Raw genomic sequence first — 18061 nt, 5'->3', positions numbered from 1 at the left:
TCCTAGCATCTTTGCCCGTCCGGTCAAAGACTTTGCCCTGTGGATTGAGCCGGCACGGCTTGCCTGGATGGGCTGCAGCGGCTATCGCCTGCAGGCAGCGCAATCGTCACAGGACATGCCATGACCCGACCGATCATCGTGTTCGACCTCGACGGGACGCTGGTCGACACAGCGCCGGACCTGCTCGACAGCCTCAACCACAGCCTTGCCGCCAGCGAACTCGCAGCCGTCGACGAGGCCGGCTTCAAGCGCTTCGTCGGCCATGGCGGCCGGGTGATGATCGAGCGCGCGCACGCCGCGCAGCAGAGATCGCTGGTGGTAGAGGAACACGACCGATTGCTAAAACTGTTCCTCGATCATTACACCGACAACATCCCGGGCAAATCGCGCCCCTACCCCGGCGTCGTCGAGGCGATCGCCCGATTCGAGGCAGCCGGCTATCTCCTGGCTGTCTGCACGAACAAATACGAAGCCAACTCGGTGGCGCTGATCGAGGCGCTCGACCTGGCGAAGCATTTCGCGGCGATTTGCGGTCAGGACACGTTTGCGTTCCGCAAGCCCGACCCGCGCCATCTGACCGAAACCATCGTGCTCGCCGGCGGCGATCCGCACCGCGCGCTGATGGTCGGTGATTCGCAGACCGACATCGATACGGCGAAGGCGGCCGGCATTCCCGTGGTGGCAGTGGATTTCGGCTACACCGACCGCCATGTGCGCGAATTCGAACCCTCGGCGGTGATCTCGCATTTCGATGCGCTGACGCTTGGTCTGGCCGAACGCCTGATTGCAGCTGCCGGGCACTGAGCGCGACGGCGACCGGACCGCTCCCGGCGGGCCTGCATTCGGTCCTCGTCGGAACGCCAGCACATCGCCTTGACTTCCCCGGCCGGCCTCCCTTATATCGCGGCGCGCTTGGCCTTCGGGCAACGAGCGGGCGATTAGCTCAGCGGGAGAGCACACCCTTCACACGGGTGGGGTCGCAGGTTCAATCCCTGCATCGCCCACCAATACCCGCTTCCCGTACAAAGTTACCATCCGCTTCGGAGCCGCCTACGCTTCGAACTTCCGCCTCATCGCAAGGTTTGCCATGACCCGGTTCATGCGATTCGCCAGGCAGCCGGGGACACATCACAAGGCCCTGTCTACCCTTGGAATCGCTCAAGCTGCACATTGAACGCGGCCGGGAGAAAGTTGACGCAGGACAAAATCGTCCTAGGTGAACTGCTATCTCAGTGGCCCGCGAACTGACGAGGGAAGTCGCCGTCGACCTCCTGCTCCGATTAGGTGAAACTGCGCAATTGCAAATGCGTCCGGCTTCCGCGAACATTGCTGGACCCCATCAAGGGCCCGTAGCGGCCGACCCGAAACTGAGCGCTGGCTTCCCGGCCCGCTGTCCTGGCGGCCTCGACCTTGGATCCAGCCGGCGACCTTAAAGTCGAAAGGGAGGAATAACCGATGAACCTGACAAAACACCTTGCCGGTGTGGTGATCGCGTCGACCTGTCTGTGTGCGCCTGCGCTGGCGCAGACCAAGTTGACCATGTGGTATCACGGCGCCGGCAATGAGGTGGAGTCGCGAATCCTCAACCAGATTATTTCCGACTTCAACACCAGCCAGTCCGACTGGACGGTGACCATCGAGAGCTTCCCCGAGAAGAGCTACAATGATTCCGTCGCGGCGGCGGCCCTGGCGGGCAACCTGCCCGACATCCTGGATGTGGACGGGCCCGTCATGCCCAATTGGGCCTGGGCCGGCTATCTGCAGCCGCTGCCGATCGACGAGAGCGAGTTCGCCGACTTCCTGCCCGGCGCCAAAGGCGTGTGGGATGGCAAGCTCTATTCGGTCGGTCTGTGGGAGGCGGCGGTGGCGCTTTTTGCACGCCAATCGACGCTGGATGAATTGGGCTTGCGCACCCCGACCCTCGACAAGCCTTGGTCGCGCGAGGAATTCATGGCCGCGCTCGACGCTGCCAAGGCCTCCGGCAAGTATGAATTCGCCCTTGATCTCGGCATGAACGACCAGGCCGAGTGGTATTCCTACGCCTTCTCGCCGTTCCTGCAGAGCTTCGGCGGCGACATTGTCGACCGTTCGACCTACAAGACCGCGGAAGGCGCGCTGAACGGCGAGGCTGCGCAGGCGTTCGGCAAGTGGTGGCAAGCGCTGTTTACCGGAGGCTATGCGCCTGGCACCAGCGAGGACCCGGCCGATCAGCAGACCGGTTTCATCGGCGGCAAGTTCGCCTTCCAGTGGAACGGCAACTGGCGCGCGGTGGCAACGATGGAAGCCGTGGATGACGTTGTCTTCCTTCCAGCCCCCGATTTCGGCGCCGGCAACAAGATCGGCGCGGGATCTTGGCAATTCGGCGTGTCGGCCAAGTCAAAACATCCGGAAGGCGCTGCCGAGTTCATCAAGTTCGCCGCGCAGGACAAGTACCTGGCCGCCTTCTCCGACGGCATCGGCCTGATCCCGCCGACGCCCTCGGCGGCGCAGATGACGAAGAACTACAAGGATGGCGGCCCGCTCGCGGTGTTCTTCGACCTCTCCAAGGCACAAGCCCTGGTGCGCCCGGTCACCCCGGGCTACGTGGTCCAGGCCAAGGTCTTCACCAAGGCACTGGCCGATATCGCCAATGGCGCCGACGTGGCCGACACGCTTGACGCGGCGGTCGACGAGATCGACGCCGACATCGAAAGCAATGGTGGCTACGGTCACCGCTAGTTCTGTCGCGCCGGGGTCCTCGCCAGCCGCGGACTCCACCCTCTGTGGCTTGCTGGGCGGATACCGCAAATGGCGTCGAAATTAACCCTGTCGAACCGGGCGGGCTGGACATTCGCCCTGCCGGGCTTCGCACTCATCTTTACATTCATCGTCCTGCCGTTTTTCTTCGCGATCGGTCTGTCATTGACAAATCAGCGGCTGCTGTCGCCGAATCCCACCCAGTTCGTCGGGTTGGAAAACTATCAGCAGCTCCTGGGCCTTGCGGTGGTGACCCTCGAGCCAGAGCGCGACGATGCTGGCGAAACGATCCGAAACGAGGCCGGCGAAATCCAGTATCCGCGCCTGCGCGAGATCACCCGTAGCGACGACTATCCTCAGTATCGCGGCATGCGCGAGTGGTTTCGCTGGCAGTCCGGCGAAAACGTCATGATCGTCATCGCCAGCGACGTTGTGTTCATGAAGGCGCTGGTAAACACCTTCCTGTTCGTCCTGGTCGTGGCGCCGGTACAGGGCAGCCTCGCGCTGATGCTTGCTTTGCTGATCAACCACAAGGTCAGGGGCATCAACCTGTTCCGGACCATCTACTTCATGCCGGTGGTGGTCTCCATCGTCGTGGTCTCGCTCCTCTGGCGGTTCATCTATGACGGCCAGAACGGGCTGTTGAACAGCATCCTCCAGGCCCTCACCTTCGGCCTCTTCCAGCCCGTCGATTGGCTGGGCAATCCCTCGACGGCGCTGCCCGCAGTCATGGCCATGTCGATCTGGCAGGCCGTCGGCTTCCACATGGTCATCTGGCTGGCGGGGTTGCAGACGATCAGCCCCACGCTCTACGAGGCCGCCGCCATCGAGGGGGCTTCGAGATGGCAGACCTTCCGCTATGTCACCTGGCCGGGCCTGCGCAACATCGCCGTGCTTGTCCTTGTCGTGATCACCATGCAGGGCTTCGCGCTTTTCGCCCAGATCGACGTGATGACCAGTGGCGGTCCGCTCGACAGCACCCAGACCCTCGTCTTCCAGGCGGTCGAGCGCGGCTACGGCAAGCAGGACATCTCCGGCGGCTCGACCATCTCGGTCATCCTGTTCGCGATCGTGCTGGCGATCTCACTCATCCAGCGCTGGCTGACACGGGAGCGTTAGGATGGCCTTCGATCCCGACAATTACGGCCTCAGGCTGTTCGTCCGCTATCTGGTGCTGTGCCTGATCGCGCTGATCTTCGTCTTTCCGCTCGTGTTCATGATCAACTCGAGCTTCAAGCCGGACAGTCAGCTTCTCGCGGACACTTCCAGCCTGCGTGCATTCCTGCCCGTCGGGGACATCAGCCTCAACAACTATTTTGGTGCGTTCCGGCGGGCGCCTGTCGGCCTGTTCGTCCTAAACTCGGTTCTGGTCACCGGGGTGACCGTCCTTCTCTCGCTGCTGATCTGTTCGCTGGCCGCGTTCTCCTTTGCTTTCCTGCGGTGGAAGGGGCGCGATGTCCTGCTCTCGATCGTCATCGCGACGCTGATCATCCCTTTCGAGACCATCGCTATCCCGCTCCTGCTCCTGGTCTCGAAACTGCCCTGGATCGGGCTTGATGGGCTGCATTGGGGCTGGCTCAATACCTACCGGGTGCAGATCATCCCGTGGATCGCCGACGGACTGACGATCTTCCTGTTCGTGCAGTATTTCAAAGGGCTGCCGGGCGAACTGATCGAGGCAGGCCGGGTGGAGGGCGCGAATTGGTGGCAGGTCTACTATCGCGTCGTCATGCCGCTTTCAGGGCCGGTACTGGCGACTGCCGCCATCCTGAAATTCCTCGTCATGTACAACCAATATCTCTGGCCGCTGATCGTGGTGCAGCAGGAAGGCTATCGCCCGGTCATGGTCGGCCTCGGCTACTTCTTTCAACTCAACGTCGCCTGGGGCGAAGTCATGGCTTATCTCACCCTTATCACCGTCCCTGTGCTGGTCTTCTACCTGTTGCTGCAGCGCGCCTTCATCGCGTCGATCGCCTCGACCGGCGTGAAGGGCTGACTGCATGGCTCTCGCGCTCAAACGCCAGTGGATCTGGGACGGCCGGTCAGCCCCATTCCTCAAGGCCGACCAATCGATCGGAGACCCCGAATTGCCGCACATGAATCAGGAAACGGGAGCCATCGCTCATGGCTGAGGTCTCACTCAAGGGCGTCAAGAAATCCTTCGGTCGCGTCGAAATCATCAAAGGCGTCGATATCCACATCAACGACGGCGAGTTCGTCGTCTTTGTTGGACCGTCGGGCTGCGGGAAGTCCACGTTGCTGCGCATGATCGCCGGACTCGAGGACATAACCGAAGGCACCCTCGAGATCGGAGGCCGGGTGGTCAACCCGCTGCAGCCCAAGCAACGCGGTGTTGCGATGGTGTTCCAGAGCTATGCCATCTTTCCGCACATGACCGTGCGCGAGAACATCGCGTTCGGCCTTACGATCGCGGGCGCTTCCAGGCAGGAAAAGCAGCAGAAGGTGGCCGAGGCCGCACGCATCCTGCAAATGGAACATTTGCTCGACCGTCGGCCAAGTCAGCTTTCGGGCGGCCAGCGCCAGCGCGTCGCCATCGGGCGCGCAATCACCCGGAAACCGGCCGTATTCCTGTTTGACGAGCCGCTCTCCAACCTCGACGCCGCACTGCGCATGGACATGCGCATGGAAATCGGCCGGCTGCGCAGGCAACTGGGCACAACAATGATCTATGTCACCCACGACCAGGTCGAGGCGATGACGCTGGCTGACAGGATCGTCGTGCTGAAGGACGGTCAAGTCATGCAGATCGGAGCGCCGATGGAGCTCTATCACGAGCCGGCCAACAGGTTCGTAGCCGGCTTTCTCGGAGCGCCGTCGATGAATTTCCTGAACGTCGACGTCCTCGCCCTCGATGGCGAAGCGGCAATGGTTGGCAACCAATCCCTGGAGCCGATCAGGGTAGCGACCAGAAGGCGCGCCTTCCGGAAAGACGGCAAGGCCATCCTGGGTGTCCGTCCGCAGCACCTGCGGCCGGTGCAATCAGGAAAAGGCTTGCTGCATGGCATCGTGGCACATGCCGAGCGATTGGGCAGCGAGACGGTCGTCGACCTGACCCTTCGCGATAACAGCGAACTCATTGCCGCCTTCAATGAAGACAAGGTCTTTGAACCGGGTGACGCTCTGGAGCTCACGTTCGACACGGCCTTGGCCCACCTCTTCCCCGACGAAGGTGAGTTGCAGACGCATTAGCATGAGCAAACGACAATGCGTCGGCGCAATTCGCTTGTGTCCATTCCGGAACCCGGAACAAACCTGCCCGGAACAAACCTGCATGGCCGCGAGTTTCTACTTTTGCGAGAAGCGAGGGAAAGCCATGTTCAGACTTGTTTTGGCGACAGGCGTCGTAGTTCTCTTTTTCGGTGAACCGGCCCTTGCCGCAGACGGAAGTCCGTTGCCGCCGCAGAATGCCAGGAAACTGTCGGAGATAATCGCCAAGGTCGAGCAGCGCGACGACTTTCGCTACGTCGACGAGGTCGCCTGGGACAGCGGCGCCTACACCGTTACTTATTACACGACCGACAAGGCGAAGGTCGAAATCACCTACGATCCGGTGACAGCCGAGCCCAAATAGATCGCCACTCCAGCTCGGCGAACACTCATGGCGGCGCGGCCGGGTTCGGGCGCCCGCTTTCCCCCGCGGTAGTGTCCTCAGATCGCCGGCGAGCGAACGGCTTGCGTGCTGTCGAGCGCCTGCTGCAGCCGCGCGTCGCGGTCGTAGACGTCGCTGAAATATTCGACTTTGCCGGACATATCAGGCCAGGCGGTGAAATAGGCGACATAGACCGGGGTCCTGCGCGCTACCTTCTCCGTCGCATGTCCGTGCTTCAGCTTCTCCGCGATGTCATCGACCGAGGTGCCGAGCACGGCCGCCGCCATGCCGCGCGGATCCTGCAGGCGAACGCAGCCATGGCTGAGCGCGCGCATGTCACGCTGGAAAAACGTCTTTTGCGGCGTGTCGTGCATGTAGATGGCGTGCTTGTTGGGGAACAGGATCTTCAGTTCGCCCAGCGCATTGGCCTCGCTCGGCAGCTGGCGCACGCCATAAGGTATTTTTGCGCCATAGGCGCCCCAATTGACCGAGGAGGACGGAATGCGTTTGCCGCGCGCATTGACCACTTCGTAGCCGGCGCGGTCGAGATAGCCGGGGTCCCTGCGCAGCCGGGGCAGCATCTCGTTGACGAGGATCGACTGCGGCACGCCCCAATAGGGATGGAAGTCGACCTGCTCGAGCTGGTCGTAGAAGAAGGAAGTCTGGTTGGTGGTCTTGCCGATGACGACGCGGGTCTTCAGCTTCTCCTCGCCATTTTCGATATAGCTCGCGGTAAACGCCGGCTGGTTGATGAAGACACGCGGGCTGCCGAGATCGGATGGCAGCCAGCGCAACTCTTCCAGCGCGACCTGCACCTTTTGAATCTTGTCGGCTTTGGACGTCCCGACCAGCGCCGCGACGGTGCGCGGACCGATGACGCCGTCGCCCTTCATGCCAGCCTTTTTCTGAACCGCCTTGATGACCGGCACCAGTTCCGGATCATAGACCTCGCTGGTGGCGAGCCTGGCCAATATCTCGCCATAGGCGCCGCCCATCTCGTCGTCGAGATTGCGCGCGATCTTCGCCAGAAGCTTCGGCAGTTCGGGGCTGGTCTCTTCCGGCTTCAGCAACAGCTTGGGATCGACGACGATCTCGTCGTCGGCGCTGGCCTGAAGTGATTCCAGTTCGACGCGCAGCGCCTGGTATTCGGCGTTCTGCGGATGCCGTGATTCGAGATAGGTGCGCACTTGCTGGGTGCGCGTCAGCGTTTTCAGCACGCCTTCCATGTCGAGCGGCTTGGCCGGGAAATCATAGTAGCCGGTGATGCGATTGGGATCGACGCGGCCACTGTGCGCGTCGCGGACATAGCGCAAGACGCGCGCTGACAGCGCCATCTCGAAGCGGACGAGTTCCTTTAGCCGCGCATCGGCGCTGCCGGTCGATGCGCCGGCGGCAGGCACTTCAACCGTATAGTCGGCCGGCGTGAGGCCATAGCTCGTCGCCTCGCCAAGCACCCGCACCGCATCTTGCGCGCGGCTGTTGGCATTGGCTGACGTCACCCAGATGAAATCCGGATTGGCCGCGTAATAGGCGACGAGCGCCTTGGCGATGTCCTTCTCGGCGTAGAGCTCGTAATCGTCCAGTCCGGCAATCGCTTCGCGGAAGGCAGCGCCGGTGGCGGAAGATGGCTGGAATGCGGCGTCCTGTGGCATTGCCGGCTCCGGCGCTGCCGTCAGCGTCGAGAAGTCGACGCGCACGAGCGGATCGCTCTTGTAGGTGTAATAGGACGGGCTGCGAATCCGAGAGGCAGCGGGCGCTGCCGCATATGGCTTGTATTTCGGCCTCTGCCTTGATGGCGGCAGGGGGTAATCACCTCGCGGCGAATGCCTGACACCACCGCCGAAGAGCCTCTCGAAAAACCCTTGCGCGTCTGCCTGCGGCACGCCGAAGGCCAGCATTGCCGCGACCGCCGCAAGCGGCATCACGGTTGCTTTGTTTCCGAGGAATTTCATGGAATCACCCGCTCCGGCTGCAGCCGGCTCCCGTTCCGCATCGCTTGACGGTCTCGCCACCGCATCATGGATGTAGGGCGCGACTACACCGATTCATACTGATTTCGTTAAGCTTTCATAAATTTCATAAGGTCTGTTGCAGAACAGTTTCACAACGGTGGCAACCCGAAACGAATTGGCTCCGCTCCGGTTCCAGCAAATAGCGCTCGGGTCAGGCGACGCCGCCGCGGCGATGGGAATCAGCGCGCCCGGCCTCTACGCATTCGGCTGCAAGGAAGCGCTCTTCCTCGAAGCGCTCAATCTCTGCACGCAGGTCGAAGCCGCCGGTGTTAATGCAGCGATACCGGCTGCCGGTGTTCGGCAACGAAGCCGACCGCACGCTCGACCACGCCCTTGTCGGCGAGGATGCGGCGGTGGCCGAGCCCGTCGGCCCAGTACAGCCGCACATGGTCGCCGGCGCCGGCATAGAGCCTTGCATGGTCGGCGGACACTTCGCGGTCGTCCGGCGCATGGATGACCAGCGTTGGCACCGGCGTGCCGGCAAGCTGACGGTCGCCGGTGAATTCGTGCAGCGGTCGGCCGGCGATGCGTTCGACCCGGTCGGCCATGGCGGCCTGCGAGCGTGGGCCGACACTGAGCATGCGGCTGAAATCGTTGAAGATCGCAGGCAGTGAGCTCGGCGCCGCGATCAGCACCAGCCGCCCGGCCGGCAGCGGCGGAATGGCCTTGACCGAACCGGCGACGGCATTGGCGGCGACGGCGCCGCCGAAGGAATGGCCGACGACCGCCACGAACGGGCCGAACCACTCGCCGGTCAGCCGAGCGGCCTCGACAGCGCTGACCAATGTCAGCCGGCGGCCCTGCGATTGGCCGTGGCCCGGCAGGTCGAGCGAGACAACCTTGTAACCGGCGTCACGATAGGCTTCGATCAGCGTGCGCATATATTCGGTGCGCGAACGCCAGCCATGGATGACGAGCACCGTGCCGGCAGCCCGCCTGCCCGGCTCTGGCCTGAATTCATGCACCATGACGCAGCCGTTTTTGGTCTTCAGCCGATGATGGCGCGCCTCGGCCATGAAGCCGGCGGCGCGTTCGACGGCGCGTCGCTCGCCGTTGCTGAGAATTTTGGCGTTCGGCGTGCGGCAGAACAGTTCGAATGCCGCGCGCCCGGTAAGGCGGGGAGCCACATGTTCGGTGGCGGCAAACACGCCCCGGATGACCTTCAATCCAAATGATGCCATAGTGGCGATCCATCCATTCGTTCAAGCATGAACATAATAGTTCAAACATGAACATTAAACAAGAGCTGCCCTGGGACAACCCGCGTTTTCGCAACTGGGTCGCGGTGGCGCGCGCCTGCCATGTCCTGGAGCGCACGCTGGCAGTGAAGCTTGCGCCGCTGGACCTGAAGCCGGCGCAGCTCGACGTGCTGATGAATCTTTACCGCCATCCCGGCATGTCGCAGCACGATCTCGCCCGCCGGCTGCTGGTCGGCCGTTCCAACATCACCATGCTGCTGCCGCAACTCGAGACACGCGGCCTGCTGCGCCGCGAAGGCGATCAGAAGGACAAGCGCGTGCTGCGCCTGACCCTGACCGAAGCCGGCACGGAACTGCTGATGCAGGCGCTGAAGGTTCATATGGCGCTGATCGAGAAAGCGATGAGCCAGTCGACGCCGGAGCAATGCGACATGATCGGCGAGCAGATGCGCAAAATTGCCGACGTGCTCAAGGAGGCGTGACCCGCTCACCACATCGACTTTTTCGCGCGCTCCGGCCATTCCCTGTCGTAAGCCTCGCCGTCGATGCCTTTCCGGCTGGTGATTTCCAGGATCTTTCCGGGTGTCGGCAGCGACTTCGGGTCGACATGCCTCGCCGGGTTCCACAGTTCCGACCGATGGACGGCGCGAGCGCACTGGAAATAGACCGAATCGACATCGATGACCGTGACCGAACGCGCCGGTCGGCCGTCGACACTGAACGAGGCACACAGCGCGGCATCCGTGGTGATGTGGGCGCGACCGTTGACGCGCAGCGTGGTGCCGCAGCCTGGGACCAGGAACAACAGGCCGACGCGCGGATCGCGAATGATGTTTTTTAGCGAATCGGCACGGTTGTTGCCGCGCCGGTCCGGCATCATCAGGGTTTTCGGATCATGGATGCGGACGAAGCCGGCGAGATCGCCGCGCGGCGAGCAATCCAGCCCTTCCGGCCCGCTGGTCGCGAGCGCGGCAAAAGGCGAGGCCTCGATGAAGGCGGCGTATTCGGGAATGACATGGTCGAGTTCCTTGACCAGCGAGGTCTCGCCGGGCAGGCCATAGAGCGCTTCGAGCTGTTCGACCGTGGTGATGACGGACATGTTTTCGCCTCCGAGCATCCGCAGCCGCTACTCCAATTCCGTGACGTCTTGACGACACGTGCTGCACCTCATTTCGACCGTCTGGAAACGGGTGTCGACCCCCCAATATTAAGGGGTAAGCCACGTTGATAGCACGATCCTGAAACGGAGACGGAAAATGGATAAACCCTTCGATCGGCGACGTACCGCCTTGAAACTTCTCGAAAATATGTTCGAGGCTGAGATGCGCTTCCTGCAATCAGGGTCGGAGAGCCTCGATATCCTTGCCAGCGCGTTTCACGCGGAAGTTGTCGTGCATGAGCCGCAGTCCCTGCCCTATGCCGGCGACTGGAATGGCCTCGACGGCGTTGGCGCCCTTTTTCGCAAGATGCGGGAAATCTGGAGCGACGTGACCGTGGAAAGCCTTCAGGCCGCCCAAAACGATGACATGGTATTCATGAGCTGCACACTTGCGCTGACATCGCGGGCCAATGGTGCAACCATCAAACAGCCATTTGCCGAAGTCTTGCGCTTCAAGGATGACCGGCTGATCGAAGGCACGCCGTTTTATTACGACACCAGCGAAATACTGGCGATCCTGCGTTGATCGGAGCGTCCCGCCCGAACCATTCAACGATCGCGGCTTAGCCCCTTCTCTTCCAGCTCGGCAAGATAGGCGGCCCAGCGTGCGTCCTTCTCATGACCCAGCGTATGCAGGTAGTTCCAGGTGAAGATGCCGGTATCGTGGAAATCGTCGAAGGTGATGCGGACGGCATAGTTGCCGACCGGTTCGATCTTCAGGATCGCAACGTTGCGCTTGCCGGGAACGGTCACGCGCTGTTCGGGCGAATGGCCCTGCACTTCGGCGGATGGCGAGGCCACCCGCAAAAGCTCCGCCGGCAGCTCGAACGGCTGATGGCCAGGGAACGTCACGGTTAGCAGCCTGCGGTCCTTCGAGACCCTGAGTTCCTTCGGCGCCGTCATGGTGATAGGTTCCGCATCATCTGTCCTTTCCCTACGCCGCTTCGCGCAGCGGGAAAAGGCCGCTTCGAAACTTCCGACACGATCTGTCGGCGCGATGTTGCCAGGATCGAAACTTCTTGTCTTGAATGGCAGGTTGGATCGTATCACATAGCCATATATAACGATGCCGTTCGCAACCACGGGAAACGCACCAGCATGGACATGATCGATCCTTTTGGTCGCACGATCAGCTATCTGCGCGTTTCAGTCACCGACCGCTGCGACTTCCGCTGCACCTATTGCATGGCCGAGGACATGGCGTTCCTTCCCAAGAAGGATTTGCTGTCGCTGGAAGAACTCGACCGGCTATGCACGGTTTTCATCGAAAAGGGCGTCAGGAAACTGCGTCTTACCGGCGGCGAGCCGCTGGTGCGCAAGAACATCATGCATCTTGTGCGTCAGATTTCGCGTCATCTCGAAAGCGGCGCTCTGGAAGAATTGACGCTGACCACCAACGGCTCGCAGCTTTCGCGCTTTGCCGCTGAACTCGCCGATTGCGGGGTCAAGCGCATCAACGTCTCGCTGGACACGCTGGACCCGGAAAAATTCCGTCAGATTACCCGCTGGGGCAATCTCGACAAGGTCATGGATGGCATCGACGCCGCGCAGGCAGCGGGACTGAAGGTGAAGCTCAATGCGGTGGCGCTGAAGGATTTCAATGACGCCGAACTGCCCGAGATGCTGCGCTGGGCGCACGGCCGCGGCATGGAGTTGACTGTCATCGAAACCATGCCGATGGGCGAGATCGACGCCGACCGCACCGACCAGTATCTGCCGCTGTCGCTGCTGCGCGCAGCACTCGAGCGGCAGTTCACGCTGACCGACATCCCCTACAAGACCGGTGGCCCGGCCCGCTACGTCCACGTCGCCGAGACCGGTGGCAGGCTCGGCTTCATCACGCCGATGACGCATAATTTTTGCGAAAGCTGCAACCGCGTCCGGCTGACCTGCACCGGCACGCTCTATATGTGCCTCGGCCAGGAGGATGCCGCCGACCTGCGCGCACCGTTGCGTGCATCCGAAGGCAACGAACTGGTCGCCGACGCCATCGACGAAGCCATTGGCCGCAAGCCGAAGGGCCATGATTTCATCATCGACCGCCGCACCAACCGTCCGTCGGTATCGCGGCACATGAGCGTCACCGGCGGCTGATCTTCCTGGTCGCACCGCCGAAATAAATCCTGCCGCTGTTGCGAGGAGGTTGCAGCGAGCCGCCGAAGGCCGTGGACCAGCCCTTTGACGTTGCTGTCTTGCCGCCGGCTGGTAGAGGCTTGATGCAGGACCACAGTGGTAACGCCTTTGCTTTTTTCCCCAAATCTTCGCGGTGCACTGTTCATGGTGGTGGCGATGAGTGGTTTCACCCTCAACGACGCGATCACCAAAGTCGCGTCGGAATCCATGAACATGGCGCAGGTCATGCTGATCCGCGGCGCCTTCGCTTCGCTTTTCGTAGGCCTGCTTGCCTGGCAACGCGGTGCGCTTGCCCTGCCCGGCTCGATGCTGCAGCCGATGGTGGCGATACGCGTGATCGGCGAAGCCGGCGCTACTGCGTCGTTTCTCATCGCCCTTGCCCATCTGCCGATTGCCAATGTCTCGGCCGTGCTGCAGGCGCTGCCGCTGGCGGTGACGATGGGCGCAGCACTTGTGTTCAAGGAAGGCGTCGGCTGGCGTCGCTGGCTGGCTATCGCCATCGGCTTTGCCGGCGTGCTGATCATCGTGCGGCCCGGCTTCGAGGGGTTCAGCATCTATTCGCTGCTGGCGCTGGCCTGTGTCGCCTGTTGTGCGGTGCGTGACCTCGCCACCAAGCGGATACCGCAAGCCATTCCGACATTGCTGGTGTCGACCACCACGGCACTCGCCATGACAATGCTCGGCGCGGCGCTGCTTTTGCCAATGGGCGGGTGGACACCGATGACGGGTGAAAGCACGGCGTTCCTGGCATTGGCGGCAGTGCTCGTGGTCATCGGTTACCAGTTCATCATCATGGCGATGCGGATGGGCGACATCTCGTTCATCGCGCCGTTCCGCTACACGGCCCTGCTCTGGTCGATCCTGCTTGGCCTGTTCGTCTTCGGCGACGTCCCCGACCTGCCGATGATCCTCGGCGCCAGCGTCATCGTCGGCTCCGGCCTCTACGCACTTTACCGCGAACGGATCGTCGGCCGGCGCAAGACAGCCGCCGAAAGCGCTGGACCTGATATGGCGCCGGACGGCATATAGGCTTGCCGTTCGCCACGAGTGACCTTGTCCGTGTCGAGGGTATGTTGCAGAGCATGAAGCTATGATGAGACGCGTCTTCGGTATCACCGGCTGGAAGAATTCCGGCAAGACGACACTGACCGAAAAGCTGGTCGCCGAACTCGTCCGGCGTGGCTGGAAAGTCTCGACGGTAAAACACGCCCATCATGCCTTCGACATCGACAAACCGGGGGCGGACAGTTTTCGCCATAGGCAGGCCGGGGCCACTGAAGTCGCCATCGTGTCGGACAGGCGCTGGGCGCTGATGCACGAATTGCGCGGCGAGGACGAGCCGACGCTGGATGCGATCCTGTCGCGGCTCGGCACGGCCGACATCGTGCTGGTCGAAGGCTACAAGCGCGAGGCGCACAGCAAGATCGAGACGCGGCGGATGGAGGCCAAGGACTGGGCACCGCTTTCGGCAAATGATCCGCAGATCGTCGCCATCGCCGCCGACTTCGCCATAGCCGACGAAAGCCTGCCTGTCTTCGATCTCGACGACACCAGATCGATAGCCGACTTCATCGAGCGCGCGACAGGTTTGACGCGCTGAGGGTACTGCCGAAGAAGCATCGGCCGCCCCCTGTTTCCTCGTTGCCCCCCTGTTTTCCTCGGTTGTTTGCCTGCCGCAACGTCAGCATTGTCCGGCAATGCGAAACCCGCAAGCAACGGTTTTACAGTTGCTTTTTCTTGGGAAAGAATGGGAGTATCGCGCCAGCGGGCGGTCAACAGAACCGCCCACAGAGCCGTTTAGAACGACGGCCGGGAACATACAGAGAGGACTACCATGCGTACTGCACTGCGTATAGCGCTCGCCGCATCGGCGGCGCTGCTGACATTGGGCGTTGCCCAGGCTCAGGAGAAAACCTTGAGGATCGGCTCGGAGGGAGCCTATCCGCCGTTCAACAACCTGACTGCTGATGGCCAGCTCGTGGGCTTCGACATCGATATCGCCAAGGCGCTTTGCAACGAGATGAAGGTGACGTGCACTTTCGTCGCGCAGGATTGGGACGGCATCATCCCGGCGCTTCAGGCCGGCAAGTTCGACGCCATCGTTGCCTCGATGTCGATTACGCCGGAGCGTGCCGAGAAGGTCGACTTCACCAACAAATACTACAACACGCCGCCGGCGATCGCCGCGCCCAAGGACAGCGATATCAAAGGCGTGACCAAAGAGGACCTGGCAGGCAAGACGATCGGCGTGCAGGCGTCCACCACCCACTTCAATTATTCAACCAAGACTTATGCCGACAGCACAATCAAGCCGTACCCGACCGCGCAGGAATACCAGCTCGATCTCGCCAATGGCCGCGTTGATGCGGTCAACGACGACATCACTGTCATCGAAGGCTGGCTTGCCACGCCGGACGGCGCCTGCTGCAAGCTGATCGGCGCGATCACGCCCGACATCGAGATCCATGGTCCGGGCGCCGGCATCGCGGTACGCAAGGGCGATACCGCGTTGGTCAATCAGTTCAATAAGGCGATCGACGCCATCCGCGCCAACGGAAAGTACAAGGAAATCAACGACAAGTACTTCAAGTACGACGTCTACGGCGGCGAGTCCTGATCCTTCCGAGTTGACGGCGAACGGCGGGACATCCCCGCCGTTTGCGCAAGGCGCGGCGCGCCAGGGCTGACGCCGCGCTCTCAAAAAAAGCATAGAGGAGAACAGGCAGGCGGATGCAAAGCGTTTGGACGCTGCTCAGTTGGGGACCCGAAGGCTGGCTCGACGACATCGCCTATGGTGTTTTCATCACCGTTTTGCTTGCAGCCGCGACCCTGCCTGTCGGTCTGATGATCGGCTTTCTGGTCGCACTGGCCAAGCAATCCAACGAACCGTCACTGCGGCTGGCCGGCAATATCTACACCACGATCTTTCGTGGATTGCCTGAGCTGCTGACCCTGTTCATGATCTTTTACGGCGCGCAAATCGGCATCCAGCAATTGATGCGCCTGTACGACCCGACCGCCGCGGTCGAAGTGAATGCTTTTGTTTCCGGCATGATCGCGCTCGGCGTCGTCTTCTCGTCCTACGCCAGCGAGGTCTTCCTCTCGGCATTCCGCGCCATCCCGAAGGGACAGTATGAGGGCGGCTATTCGGTTGGCCTGTCGGGCGGGCAGACGATGCGACTGGTGGTGCTGCCGCAGCTTATCCGCATCGCCCTGCCGGGTCTTGCCAATCTGTGGCTTATCTTGCTCAAGGACACTGCGTTAGTTTCGGCGATTGGTCTTGCCGATATTCTGCGGCAGACCGGTGTTGCTGCCCGCGTGACCAAGCACGCCTTCCTTTTCTATGGATTTGCGGCCCTTATCTATCTGCTCCTCGCCATCATATCGTCTTTCGGCATCAATGCCATTGAACGCAGGGTTGGCCGACAACAGGTGCAACGATGAGTGCGGCAGCGGCCGACGTGGCGACCAAGGTCGAAAAACCGCCGGCAATCCCGCGCGGCTGGTCCCGGCAACGTGTATTGGGATATGCGTTGGTCGGTCTCTGGATCGTGCTCGGCATCGGCATGATTGTATACTTGGTCGAGGCTTGGAATTCCGAACTCTTCCAAAAATACGCCCCGGGCTACATCTCTGGCCTGGGCGTGACTCTCACGCTTGTCGCTGTGTCGATCGGGTTGGGAGCCGTCCTTTCAGTTCCTGTCGCCTACGCGCGGATGTCCAGGAACCGGACCCTGTCCAGCTTTGCCTACGCTTACGTCTACTTCTTCCGCGGCACTCCGCTCCTGACCCAAGTCTTTCTTATCTACTATGGAGTGGGTTCGTTTCGACCGGCACTTGAAGCTGTCGGCCTCTGGGGCTTTTTTCGCGAAGCCTGGTACTGCGCCATTTTCTCGTTCACCCTCAATACAGCAGCCTATCAGGCTGAGATCCTGCGCGGCGCAATCGAGAGCGTCCCCAGGGGCCAGTGGGAGGGCGCCGCCTCGCTCGGCCTGCACAAATTGCAGACGATGTGGAAGATCATCCTGCCGCAGGCACTGATCGTGGCGCTGCGTCCCTACGGCAACGAGATCATCCTGATGATCAAGGGCTCGGCCATCGTAGCCCTCATCACCGTCTATGATCTGATGGGCATCACGAAGCTCACCTATTCGCGGACTTTCGACTTCCAGTCCTATGTCTGGGCGGCGATCATCTATCTGATCATTGTCGAAACGCTGCGCCACGCAGTCGAATGGATCGAACGGCGCATTACGATCCATCTGCAACGCTGACTCCCATCGCTTTGCCTGATCCGCTAAGAAGGCCGGAAAACAGGATTGAAGGGATTCGAAAACATGGCATCGGTGGCATTTCTCGGTCTTGGCGTCATGGGCTATCCAATGGCCGGACATCTCCGGAACAAGGGCGGTCACGACGTCACCGTCTACAACCGCACCAAGGCAAAGGCCGAGCAATGGGTTGCCCAGCATGGCGGCAGTGTTGCCGACACGCCGGCTGAGGCCGCCGACGGCAAGGACTTTGTCTTTTGCTGCGTTGGCAATGACGATGATTTGCGCGCGGTGACGATTGGAGCCGAGGGTGCGTTCCAGTCGATGAAGAAGGGAGCCATCTTCATCGACAACACCACGGCCTCGGCTGAAGTCGCGCGCGAACTGGCGGAGAAGGCGCAAGTTCGCGGTTTTTCGTTCCTCGATGCACCGGTCTCCGGCGGCCAGGCCGGCGCCGACAACGGCGTCCTGACAGTCATGGTCGGCGGCGAGCAGAAAGCCTTCGAGCAGGCGAAGCCTGTCATCGATGCCTATGCCCGCATGGTCGGGCTGATGGGCCCGGCCGGCTCCGGCCAACTCACCAAGATGATCAACCAGATCTGCATCGCCGGCCTTGTCCAAGGGCTGGCCGAAGGCATTCATTTCGGCAAGAAGGCCGGGCTCGACATCGAAAAGGTCATCGAGGTGATCTCCAAGGGCGCGGCCGGCTCATGGCAGATGGAGAACCGCCACAAGACGATGAATGCCGGCAAATATGATTTCGGCTTCGCCGTCGACTGGATGCGCAAGGATCTCGGCATCTGCCTGGCGGAGGCCGACCGCAACGGCGCCAAGCTGCCGGTGACGGCACTTGTCGACCAGTTCTACAAGGATGTGCAGGCGATGGGCGGCAAACGCTGGGACACGTCTTCGCTGCTGGCGCGACTGGAGAAGTAGGTTTT

19 protein-coding genes, 1 tRNA gene and 1 pseudogene are annotated in these 18061 nt (G+C 61.6%); 17 read left to right on the top strand and 4 right to left on the bottom strand.

Going from position 1 to position 18061, the window contains the following annotated elements:
- Positions 1 to 120: 120 nt before the first annotated feature.
- From BLT09_RS04175 to BLT09_RS04145, 7 genes are all read left to right on the top strand, one after another.
- Positions 121 to 804 carry a phosphoglycolate phosphatase gene (locus tag BLT09_RS04175; protein ID WP_091590970.1) on the top strand — a complete coding sequence of 228 codons (684 nt, stop codon included), beginning with the start codon at positions 121 to 123 and terminating at the stop codon, positions 802 to 804.
- A 128-nt stretch (positions 805 to 932) separates the two neighbouring features.
- Positions 933 to 1007, top strand: a tRNA-Val gene (locus BLT09_RS04170).
- A gap of 448 nt (positions 1008 to 1455) precedes the next feature.
- Entirely contained in the window at positions 1456 to 2718 is a 1263-nt protein-coding gene (locus tag BLT09_RS04165) for an ABC transporter substrate-binding protein (RefSeq protein ID WP_091590968.1), read from the top strand.
- Positions 2719 to 2787: 69 nt separating this feature from the next.
- On the top strand, positions 2788 to 3855 hold the full coding sequence (locus BLT09_RS04160; RefSeq protein ID WP_091590966.1) for a carbohydrate ABC transporter permease: 1068 nt from the start codon (positions 2788 to 2790) through the stop codon (positions 3853 to 3855).
- A 1-nt stretch (position 3856) separates the two neighbouring features.
- A complete protein-coding gene (locus BLT09_RS04155; RefSeq protein ID WP_091590964.1) occupies positions 3857 to 4732 on the top strand; it encodes a carbohydrate ABC transporter permease in 876 nt (291 codons plus the stop codon).
- 128 nt (positions 4733 to 4860) lie between these two features.
- Positions 4861 to 5946, top strand: coding sequence for an ABC transporter ATP-binding protein (locus BLT09_RS04150; protein ID WP_091590963.1), 1086 nt, complete (start codon positions 4861 to 4863; stop codon positions 5944 to 5946).
- Between the two features lie 124 nt (positions 5947 to 6070).
- A complete protein-coding gene (locus tag BLT09_RS04145) occupies positions 6071 to 6328 on the top strand; it encodes a PepSY domain-containing protein (protein WP_027151749.1) in 258 nt (85 codons plus the stop codon).
- A 77-nt stretch (positions 6329 to 6405) separates the two neighbouring features.
- On the opposite strand, the gene BLT09_RS04140 is transcribed toward BLT09_RS04145, so the two are convergent.
- Entirely contained in the window at positions 6406 to 8298 is a 1893-nt protein-coding gene (locus BLT09_RS04140; protein WP_091590961.1) for a L,D-transpeptidase family protein, read from the bottom strand.
- A 226-nt stretch (positions 8299 to 8524) separates the two neighbouring features.
- Between BLT09_RS04140 and BLT09_RS34810 the strand changes: the two are divergent.
- A pseudogene (locus BLT09_RS34810) lies at positions 8525 to 8603 on the top strand (TetR/AcrR family transcriptional regulator); the annotation flags it as partial.
- A 24-nt stretch (positions 8604 to 8627) separates the two neighbouring features.
- On the opposite strand, the gene BLT09_RS04135 reads toward BLT09_RS34810, so the two are convergent.
- Positions 8628 to 9539, bottom strand: a complete 912-nt coding sequence (locus BLT09_RS04135; RefSeq protein ID WP_091590960.1) for an alpha/beta hydrolase — start codon at positions 9537 to 9539, stop codon at positions 8628 to 8630.
- A gap of 47 nt (positions 9540 to 9586) precedes the next feature.
- Here BLT09_RS04135 and BLT09_RS04130 point away from each other — a divergent pair, with 47 nt between their 5' ends.
- The gene (locus tag BLT09_RS04130) at positions 9587 to 10039 is read left to right on the top strand and encodes a MarR family winged helix-turn-helix transcriptional regulator (RefSeq protein ID WP_091590958.1); all 453 of its coding nucleotides are present in this window, start codon (positions 9587 to 9589) and stop codon (positions 10037 to 10039) included.
- A gap of 5 nt (positions 10040 to 10044) precedes the next feature.
- On the opposite strand, the gene BLT09_RS04125 is transcribed toward BLT09_RS04130, so the two are convergent.
- Positions 10045 to 10656, bottom strand: coding sequence for a pyridoxamine 5'-phosphate oxidase family protein (locus BLT09_RS04125; RefSeq protein WP_091591738.1), 612 nt, complete (start codon positions 10654 to 10656; stop codon positions 10045 to 10047).
- A 157-nt stretch (positions 10657 to 10813) separates the two neighbouring features.
- On the opposite strand from BLT09_RS04125, the gene BLT09_RS04120 reads away from it, so the two are divergent.
- Positions 10814 to 11242 (top strand): nuclear transport factor 2 family protein, encoded by a 429-nt coding sequence (locus tag BLT09_RS04120; protein ID WP_091590957.1) that lies wholly within the window; start codon positions 10814 to 10816, stop codon positions 11240 to 11242.
- 23 nt (positions 11243 to 11265) lie between these two features.
- Here BLT09_RS04120 and BLT09_RS04115 read toward each other — a convergent pair whose 3' ends face one another.
- Entirely contained in the window at positions 11266 to 11619 is a 354-nt protein-coding gene (locus BLT09_RS04115; protein ID WP_023801862.1) for a gamma-butyrobetaine hydroxylase family protein, read from the bottom strand.
- A 195-nt stretch (positions 11620 to 11814) separates the two neighbouring features.
- Between BLT09_RS04115 and moaA the strand changes: the two genes are divergently transcribed.
- From moaA to BLT09_RS04080, 7 genes are all read left to right on the top strand, one after another.
- Entirely contained in the window at positions 11815 to 12810 is a 996-nt protein-coding gene (gene moaA, locus BLT09_RS04110) for a GTP 3',8-cyclase MoaA (RefSeq protein WP_027151755.1), read from the top strand.
- 147 nt (positions 12811 to 12957) lie between these two features.
- The gene (locus tag BLT09_RS04105; RefSeq protein ID WP_091590955.1) at positions 12958 to 13878 is read left to right on the top strand and encodes a DMT family transporter; all 921 of its coding nucleotides are present in this window, start codon (positions 12958 to 12960) and stop codon (positions 13876 to 13878) included.
- Between the two features lie 61 nt (positions 13879 to 13939).
- On the top strand, positions 13940 to 14449 hold the full coding sequence (mobB, locus tag BLT09_RS04100) for a molybdopterin-guanine dinucleotide biosynthesis protein B (RefSeq protein WP_091590954.1): 510 nt from the start codon (positions 13940 to 13942) through the stop codon (positions 14447 to 14449).
- Between the two features lie 234 nt (positions 14450 to 14683).
- Positions 14684 to 15466 carry an ABC transporter substrate-binding protein gene (locus BLT09_RS04095; protein ID WP_091590952.1) on the top strand — a complete coding sequence of 261 codons (783 nt, stop codon included), beginning with the start codon at positions 14684 to 14686 and terminating at the stop codon, positions 15464 to 15466.
- 113 nt (positions 15467 to 15579) lie between these two features.
- A complete protein-coding gene (locus tag BLT09_RS04090; RefSeq protein WP_023801867.1) occupies positions 15580 to 16293 on the top strand; it encodes an ABC transporter permease in 714 nt (237 codons plus the stop codon).
- The gene (locus BLT09_RS04085; protein ID WP_091590950.1) at positions 16290 to 17123 is read left to right on the top strand and encodes an ABC transporter permease; all 834 of its coding nucleotides are present in this window, start codon (positions 16290 to 16292) and stop codon (positions 17121 to 17123) included. The genes BLT09_RS04090 and BLT09_RS04085 overlap by 4 nt, the downstream gene beginning before the upstream one ends.
- Positions 17124 to 17186: 63 nt before the next feature.
- A complete protein-coding gene (locus BLT09_RS04080) occupies positions 17187 to 18056 on the top strand; it encodes an NAD(P)-dependent oxidoreductase (protein WP_091591736.1) in 870 nt (289 codons plus the stop codon).
- The last annotated feature ends 5 nt before the right edge of the window (positions 18057 to 18061 follow it).

Origin of the sequence: Mesorhizobium muleiense, assembly GCF_900099905.1 — a bacterium.
GTDB lineage: Bacteria > Pseudomonadota > Alphaproteobacteria > Rhizobiales > Rhizobiaceae > Mesorhizobium > Mesorhizobium muleiense.
Note: the sequence above shows the minus strand (reverse complement) of the source record. Positions and strands in the feature narration are given on the sequence as shown.